Below are 1066 nucleotides of genomic sequence, written 5' to 3' on the forward strand. Positions count from 1 at the left end.
GTATCAAAAATAGCTAAACCGAATCCCAGTCCAACAATCGGTGTCATGAGAGGTGAAATCAACATGGCTCCTATAATGACAGCTGTTGAATTCATATTTAGTCCGATAGAGGCAATAAAAATTGCACACATCAAAATCGCTGTATCTCTCAATCGAACATGAAGGTCATCGTATAATTTCTCACGGTATTCCCGTGTTGAATAATTGGCAGTCATTTGTCCTCTCCTCTTTCCTTATTTAAATTGGTATAATAATTAAAAATAACAGCTGATAAACAGCCAAAAAATATGAGCCCATAAATCGTCAAGAAGACACTGGTAATCCTTCCAATCAAGGTCACAGCTAGGAGATCCCCGTAGCCGACAGTCGTCGAAGTCACAAAAGCATACCAAAGACCGTCTCCGTAATTTGTGATAGCAGGTTCAACTAGGAAAAGCACGCCTCCTGACCCAAAAACAAAGGTCACAAAACTCAGAGCAAACCGAGTAAAACCCGTAACCTGCATAATATGCCATAACATTTTTAAACGTTTCATTTGTTCTCCTTATTCATACTAGCTCCTGACCGAGCCGTTTTTTTCCAATAATCAAAGTGAAGATAGGACATGATCTCCATCAGAGAAAGATAGACAAACTGATAGATCTGATTTAAGCTGATTATCAACTGATATTGTTTGAAAAATGACTGGAAGAAAGACCAGATATGACTGTCTTGAATCAGTCCCTTCTTAATATCAGACAGGATATTAGCTAAAGCTCCCAAGGACTGAAACGGTAAATCCTTGACATTTATATAGATCCGGTCCACCACATCATTCAGACTGGTATCTTGGATGGCATGAAATTCTCCAAAGAGAACTCCTGCCGCTCCAAGAGTAGAAACAAATTCCACCAAATAATTTCTGAGGAAATTTTCTCAACCTTTTCCCATAATGTGTTTAGTGCCATCCATAACGATCCCAACCAGAAAAAGGAAAGAAAACAAGCAAAGAAATTTTGCCGTAAATCCCAAAAAGCTTCAAGACTTGGTGTTGTTGGTTTTTCTAATTAATGCTCAGCTCTTTAAA

2 protein-coding genes and 2 pseudogenes are annotated in these 1066 nt (G+C 38.4%); all 4 read right to left on the reverse strand.

Annotated features, from left to right (window positions below; genetic code table 11):
• A pseudogene (locus HT734_RS09135) lies at positions 1–215 on the reverse strand (TIGR00341 family protein); the annotation flags it as partial.
• A complete protein-coding gene (locus HT734_RS09140; protein WP_000825751.1) occupies positions 212–535 on the reverse strand; it encodes a potassium channel family protein in 324 nt (107 codons plus the stop codon). The pseudogene HT734_RS09135 and the gene HT734_RS09140, both read right to left, overlap by 4 nt.
• Positions 532–891: a hypothetical protein gene (locus HT734_RS09550; protein WP_000397555.1), complete on the reverse strand. Its 360-nt coding sequence runs from the start codon at positions 889–891 to the stop codon at positions 532–534. The genes HT734_RS09140 and HT734_RS09550 overlap by 4 nt, the downstream gene beginning before the upstream one ends.
• Positions 816–1046: pseudogene (locus tag HT734_RS09150) on the reverse strand (TMEM175 family protein); the annotation flags it as partial. The gene HT734_RS09550 and the pseudogene HT734_RS09150, both read right to left, overlap by 76 nt.
• Positions 1047–1066: the final 20 nt, after the last annotated feature.

The sequence above is a fragment of the Streptococcus sp. k-90 genome (assembly GCF_013277565.1).
In the GTDB taxonomy this organism is placed as follows: Bacteria; Bacillota; Bacilli; order Lactobacillales; family Streptococcaceae; genus Streptococcus.

Excerpts from the sequence above, each read along its gene's own strand:
- HT734_RS09140 (WP_000825751.1), bottom strand. The coding sequence starts at position 535 with ATGAAACGTTTAAAAATGTTATGGCATATTATGCAGGTTACGGGTTTT.